The sequence below is a fragment of the Microcystis sp. M_QC_C_20170808_M3Col genome (assembly GCF_007095505.1).
In the GTDB taxonomy this organism is placed as follows: domain Bacteria; phylum Cyanobacteriota; class Cyanobacteriia; order Cyanobacteriales; family Microcystaceae; genus Microcystis.
The window spans coordinates 1-6,231 of sequence record NZ_SFBY01000471.1 but is presented as its reverse complement, the minus strand read 5'-3'; the positions used below and the strand labels follow the sequence as shown (position 1 = coordinate 6,231).

Genomic DNA, 6,231 nt, shown 5'->3' with positions numbered 1-6,231 from the left:
CAAGTGATATTCTAGTAGGTTCGGTTCAGACATAATCGTGTAAGACCTAAGTAAGGGAAACCAGAAAGGGCTGTGATTAGCTCAAGAATCCTCACGCCTTTAGGCCCAGGAGTGTCAAACTGGAAGCAGATCGAAATTATACTTGTAACCATTCTATTTATCATGACACCGAACCCTGCCTTTTCCATGGACGATTTTGCCAAAGCTCTTGATCAATACGATTATCAATTTGAAAAAGGGCAGATCGTGCGCGGGAGAGTCGATCAACACACCTCCGATGGAGCATTCATCGATATTGGCGGCAAATCCTCCGCTTTTATTTCTTTAAGGGAAATTTCCCTGGAAAATGTTCCTTCCATTGCCGAAGCTTTACCCATAGATGCAGAATTCGATTTTCTGATTACCCGTGGACAGGATGCGGAAGGACAAGTTACCCTGTCTCTGCGGCAATTATTACTGCAAAAAGCTTGGGAAAATGTCAGGGAAATCTCTGAAAGTGGCAAGTCGGTGCAGCTGCGCGTCACGGGGGTGAATAAGGGGGGAGTGACGGGAGAAGTGGAGGGATTAAAAGGATTTATCCCTCGCTCCCATTTAATAGAAAAAAGTGATTTAGATTCCCTGATCGGACAACTTTTAACCGCAACTTTTATTCAAATCGATCAAGAAAATAATAAATTAGTTTTATCTCAGCGAGAAATTGCTCGCGCTAACGCTATCAGTCAATTAGCTGTGGGTAAATTATTAAGTGGCACTGTGGTTAAATTACAACCCTACGGTGTCTTTGTCGATTGTGGTGGAGTGACGGGATTACTCCATGCTAAACAGGTGACGGGAGCCTCTTTTAATTCTCCCATGACTTTCTTTAAGGTTGGTCAAGCAATTAAAGTGGTAGTCGCGGAAATTGACGAATATAAAAATCGCATTTCCCTATCCACAAAAATCCTCGAAGCACACCCCGGCGAAATTCTCGAAAACTTTGCAGAAGTCATGGAAACAGCAGCAGAAAGATTAAAACAAGCTCAGGGAAAAACACCCGAAAGTTAGCGTAGGGTGGGTTAGGCGACAATAATTTAGATATTTTACCACCTATTTAGTATTCGCCGTAACCCACCATCAGTTATCAGGTGAATTTGTCTCCTCTCTCCTGTCTCCTTTTTACTTGACCAAGATGTTTCAAGATCGGATAGCAATTTTAGGGACTATGCACGGAAAAGAGCGGGTAATAGCGCCGATTTTAGCGCAAGAAATAGGTCTTAAGGTGATTGTACCCGATAATTTTGATACCGATCGCTTTGGCACTTTTACCCGGGATATTAAGCGCATCGGGACACAAATTGAAACCGCTCGCAGGAAGGCACAACAAGCGATCGAGATTTCGGGATACGATATCGGAATTGCTAGTGAGGGTAGTTTTTATCCCTATCCCAACTTGCCGTTAGTTTCCTGTAATCGTGAATTGATTTTATTGTTCGATCAAGTCCATAATCTAGAAATAATTGGTCAAGCAATAGTCACGGAAACTAATCACGCTCACCAAACTGTAACTAATCTAGCAGATGCTTTAGAATTTGCCGAAAAAATAGGGTTTCCTAGTCATGGTTTAGTGGTGATGTTTGATAAAAATTCTCTCGACTCCGAGAATATTTTTAAGGGAATTACCGACCGGAAAAATTTAGTCAAAATTGTTGAAGATATTCTTGACAAAAACGGCAAAGTACACCTAGAAACCGATATGCGCGCTATGCACAATCCCACGCGCATGAAAGCAATTGTTGCTGCGACAGCAAATCTGGTTCAGAAACTTAATCAATTATGTCCTAATTGTGGTTGTCCGGGGTTTGATATTATCGAAATAACATCGGGTTTACCCTGTGGTTTATGTCACTTTCCCACCTCTTTAATTAAACTGGAACTATACGGTTGTCAAAGGTGTGATTATCGAGAGGAAAAACTCTTTCCCAACGGTCAAAAAACCGCCGATCCGATGTATTGTGAATATTGTAATCCTTAAAGATAGCTTTTCTATGGACTGTGTGGAAACGAGGTCTATACTGATAGAATATCCGCAAAATAGTCCTAAAAGTCTTGCCAAATAAGCACTTCAGGATTACATAAGCAAAAATTATCACACAAAGTCGAGAAGAGCCAGAATTTTAGAACCAGAAGTAATGGATGATCGGGAAGAAGCGCTCGAATATGATGCCATGGACTTCACCGAAGTTAATACTAATTTCGCTAAAGAAGCCGTACAATTGGCCGGTATTAATGCTAGGGTGTTAGATGTAGGAACCGGTACTGCACGCATTCCGATTATGATCAGTCAACTACGTCCCCAATGGCAAATTATCGCTATTGATCTGGCCGATTCTATGTTAGAAATTGGTCAAAAAAATATCCTTAATGCTAACTGTCAAGAACAGATCAAATTGGAGAAAGTTGATGGAAAAAATCTTCCCTACCAATCCGAGCAATTTGATTTAGTTATTTCTAATAGTTTAATCCATCATCTCGAAAATCCTCTGCCTTTTTTACGGGAAATTAAGCGAGTTTTAAAACCTCATGGGGGCATTTTTTTAAGAGATTTATTCCGTCCCGATTCCGAGGAAATAATCAAGGGGATGGTGAGGGAAATCGATCCTAATTTTTCTCCCCGACAAGCGCAACTATTTCAAGACTCGTTGCGAGCGGCTTTTACCCTAGCAGAAATCGCAGATTTAATCCAGCAGTCGGGCTTAGAAAATGTTAAAATTTATCAGTCTTCCGAACGTCATTGGACAGCTATAAAAACGAGTAAAAACTAATCAATAAATAAGGGGAAAAGCGAGTTATGAAAGTTGGACTTTTGGGAACGGGATTAATGGGAACGCCAATGGTAGAAAGATTATTAAATCAGAAAATTCCTGTTATTGCCTATAATCGCACCTTAGAAAAATTGACACCTTTACAGCAGTTGGGAGCCAAAACAGTTAGCTCTCCTGAGCAAGTAATTCAAGAGGCAGATTGTCTGATTTTAATGTTAACTAATGCTGCCGCTATCCAAGAGGTTTTAGGATTAAATTCCGAGCAATCCAACTTCAATAATCGTACTATTATCCAGATGGGAACCATTGCTCCTTCTGAAAGTAAACAACTGCGAGATCAAATTGTTGCTAAAGGGGGAGAATATCTAGAAGCACCCGTGTTAGGAAGTATTCCCGAAGCTAAAAAGGGGACTCTCTTAGTTATGGTGGGAGCAACGGAGAAACAGTTCCATCAATGGTCAAATTTATTAGCACATTTTGGTCAAGAACCGATGTTAATCGGGGAAGTGGGAACCGCCGCGGCGTTAAAATTAGCTTTAAATCAATTAATTGCCGCTCTAACCAGTGCTTTTGCTTTGAGTTTAGCTTTTTTATCCCAGCAAGGAGTAGAGCTAGAAAAGTTCATGACTATCCTGCGTCAAAGTGCCTTATATGCGCCTACTTTTGACAAAAAATTAACCAGAATGTTAGAGAAAAATTATGCTAACCCTAATTTTCCCACTAAACATTTACTCAAAGATGTCAATCTCTTTTTAGAGGAATCGGAGAGGTTAGATTTAACCACTTTTCCCCTAACAGGAGTACAGCGCCTTCTTGAAAAAGCTTTAGAAATGGGATTCGCAGAACAAGATTATTCAGCTTTATACGGGGCGCTGAAAAAAGAATTATAAACCGCTTGCCAACATCAAAAAGACTCTCTTTGGTTTGTCTAGTCGGACAAAAGTAAACATTCGACCTCTTGTAAAAATCAAAAATTGTTGTTAGAGTTAGGAGTCAGTAGCCAGTAGTCAGTAGTCAGGAGAATTAAGAATGAATAATAATCAATTAAATGGTCTATTTACAAATTTTAGGCAATTTAATCCTTATTTTTGAGGCTTATTATTAAGATAACTGCAATACTTACTTTACTGATAGGAAAAAAAACGGTAAAAGGCTTTAAATTTTCCTTAAGCTTTGTTGAGGTAGCCAGAAGAGGGGGTTAGAGTAGGAAGTGATGGAATTTTGGGCATATTTTTCTATGACGCTGACTGAATTTGGATTATTAGCGGGTTTACTTGCCCCCGGTATTCTACTCTCGATTTTGGTGATGGTGAGTTTTGCCAAAGGGGGCTAAAAACTGATAGAGACACCGATCAAAGTGTCTCTATCTTGGGTGAAGATTAATCTATTTTTGGTTTTTTGCCCAATTTAATTGATTCTGTAGCTAACAAAATTGATTCTAAATGATGGCGCTTCTCCACTTGACCGAGGAAATAACCTGTCATCATCGCTGAAGCGAGAAGATTAGCCAAATTCTCGCGGTCGGTGGTAATTTGTACCGCAAAATCCTCCGGGGGCAACATTCCCACCAATCCCTTGACATTTTGCGAGATAATATCTTTAATTTCGCTACTGACCGATTGGGCTATTCTCTCAAGGGTTTCAGGATGCTGCTGCTGGAGATACTGCATCAAACAGTTATCATTTTGTTCTTCGGTTTCCCAGGGAAAAAAATCAGGATTAAAAGTCATCAGAACTCCCACGCTGTAGTGGTTATTAGATTTAGGTTAACAAATCGCTCTTCTCGATTGCCCGAAGTCACCCCCATCTTCTTCAAGTTTAGCTCAGTGATTCAGAAACATTCACCCCTAATATACCCTCTCTCTCCTTATTCCTGATCGGTAGGTTCCAGAATACCCTGTTCCCTAAGATTGTCAACCTCGAAATATTGATGAAATTTATCGGTTACTTCTAACCAGTAGGATCTGCCTTCGTTTTGCTTGCGTTTTCTCACAAATCCTCGTTCTACCAAGTCCTGAACCTGTTGATAGGCCGTACTGCCTCGTAAATTAATTAAATCCGCTTGTAAAATCGGTTCTTTTAGTGCGATCGCTGCCAAAGTACGGAGGGTTCCCGTACCTAATTCGGCCGGGATCAGGTCTTCGATCAAATTCTGATAAGCTGACCGCAATTGTAAACTATAACCGAGGGGGGTTTCCACCACTGCCAAGGCACTATCCCGGTGGGCATAATCGGACATTAATTCGATCATGGCATCTTCCACCGTCAAGCGATCGCTGTTAGTTAATGTCACCATCTCGGTTAAGGGGACAGGCTGCCCTTTTAGATAAAGTATCGCTTCTAGACGGGTAGCTAGTCTGATCTCCTGGTGGGGTTCCGCGCTCAATCTCGACTACCTAAGTTTAGACAATGATTTGATATTCTACTAGAAGACGAACGAGAAAATTATGGAAACTTTTTGGAGTCAGGTTTTAGACTTTTGTTATCAGGCTACCGGCCAGGTGGGCGATCGCTTACTGGCTGATTTTGGCAAATTACAGGCCACCAATAAAGCAGACGGGACTTTAGTGACGGCTGCCGACCGTTGGTCCGATGGCCAATTGCGATCGCTAATTGCCAGCACTTTCCAGGATCATGGAGTCTTAACCGAGGAAACTACCCATATTTTCCCGGAGCAAGAATGGTGTTGGGTAGTGGATCCGATCGACGGCACAACTAATTTTACTCGCGGTGTTCCCATCTGGGGCATTTCCCTAGGACTTCTCTACCGAGGGACTCCCGTGTTCGGATTTGTTTATCTCCCCTGCCTTAAACAGGCCTATTATGGTTATTGGTGCGGTGAGACGGGTTTAACCGGTCCGGTGGGGGCCTACCGCAACGGTCAACCGATTCACACCAGCGACGATTTTCCTAGCAAAAATCATCTGTTTAATCTCTGCGCTCGTAGCACAGATGTACTGAAAAATCCCTTTCCCTGCAAAGTGCGGATGATAGGAGTGGCTAGTTATAATCTGCTTTTGGTTGCCGATGGCACAGTCTTGGGAGGAGTGGAAGCAACCCCAAAAGTCTGGGATATTGCCGCGGTTTGGGCAATTCTACAGGCTGCGGACGGAGTATTTATCTCTTTAGGAGAAAAGATTTTTCCCTTGCGGGTAGGGGAAAATTATCGGGATCGATCCTATCCCTGTTTAGCCGTGGCTCGATCGAATTTAGCGCCGGTTTTCTTGCCTTTAGTCGGTTTTCTCAAGGATGTTGCTTGAATGGAGAATTGCTCAGGTTAGAATAGCTGCATTTATTGGTTTTATCTCTATTTAGGGTTTGCTGAATAAAGCTAAAAACCTTACAGGAAAGGGCTTTTAGCTTGATTGAGAGTCGCTCAGGTGCCCCTGAATCTGCTAAAATTACTCAAAACCCTTGCATCTTCTCTCCT

The 6,231-nt window shown here is 41.8% G+C and carries 7 protein-coding genes; 5 read left to right on the top strand and 2 right to left on the bottom strand.

Annotated features, from left to right (window positions below):
* Positions 1-186 precede the first annotated feature (186 nt).
* The 4 genes from EWV84_RS21885 (at position 187) to EWV84_RS21870 (ending at position 3,691) form a co-directional block, all read left to right on the top strand.
* Positions 187-1,044, top strand: a complete 858-nt coding sequence (locus tag EWV84_RS21885) for a S1 RNA-binding domain-containing protein (protein WP_287080048.1) — start codon at positions 187-189, stop codon at positions 1,042-1,044.
* A 124-nt stretch (positions 1,045-1,168) separates the two neighbouring features.
* Complete coding sequence (locus EWV84_RS21880; protein ID WP_287080046.1) at positions 1,169-2,011, top strand: DUF6671 family protein; 843 nt, start codon at positions 1,169-1,171, stop codon at positions 2,009-2,011.
* A gap of 157 nt (positions 2,012-2,168) precedes the next feature.
* Positions 2,169-2,801, top strand: coding sequence for a class I SAM-dependent methyltransferase (locus tag EWV84_RS21875; protein ID WP_287080044.1), 633 nt, complete (start codon positions 2,169-2,171; stop codon positions 2,799-2,801).
* 26 nt (positions 2,802-2,827) lie between these two features.
* The gene (locus tag EWV84_RS21870) at positions 2,828-3,691 is read left to right on the top strand and encodes an NAD(P)-dependent oxidoreductase (RefSeq protein WP_286825037.1); all 864 of its coding nucleotides are present in this window, start codon (positions 2,828-2,830) and stop codon (positions 3,689-3,691) included.
* Positions 3,692-4,180: 489 nt separating this feature from the next.
* Here the strand turns inward: EWV84_RS21870 and EWV84_RS21865 are convergent, their stop codons facing one another.
* Together EWV84_RS21865 and scpB are read right to left on the bottom strand one after the other, a co-directional pair.
* The gene (locus EWV84_RS21865) at positions 4,181-4,531 is read right to left on the bottom strand and encodes a DUF760 domain-containing protein (protein ID WP_286825036.1); all 351 of its coding nucleotides are present in this window, start codon (positions 4,529-4,531) and stop codon (positions 4,181-4,183) included.
* Positions 4,532-4,668: 137 nt separating this feature from the next.
* The gene (gene scpB, locus EWV84_RS21860; RefSeq protein WP_286825035.1) at positions 4,669-5,187 is read right to left on the bottom strand and encodes an SMC-Scp complex subunit ScpB; all 519 of its coding nucleotides are present in this window, start codon (positions 5,185-5,187) and stop codon (positions 4,669-4,671) included.
* Between the two features lie 61 nt (positions 5,188-5,248).
* Between scpB and EWV84_RS21855 the strand changes: the two genes are divergently transcribed.
* Entirely contained in the window at positions 5,249-6,061 is an 813-nt protein-coding gene (locus tag EWV84_RS21855; protein ID WP_286825034.1) for an inositol monophosphatase family protein, read from the top strand.
* Positions 6,062-6,231: the final 170 nt, after the last annotated feature.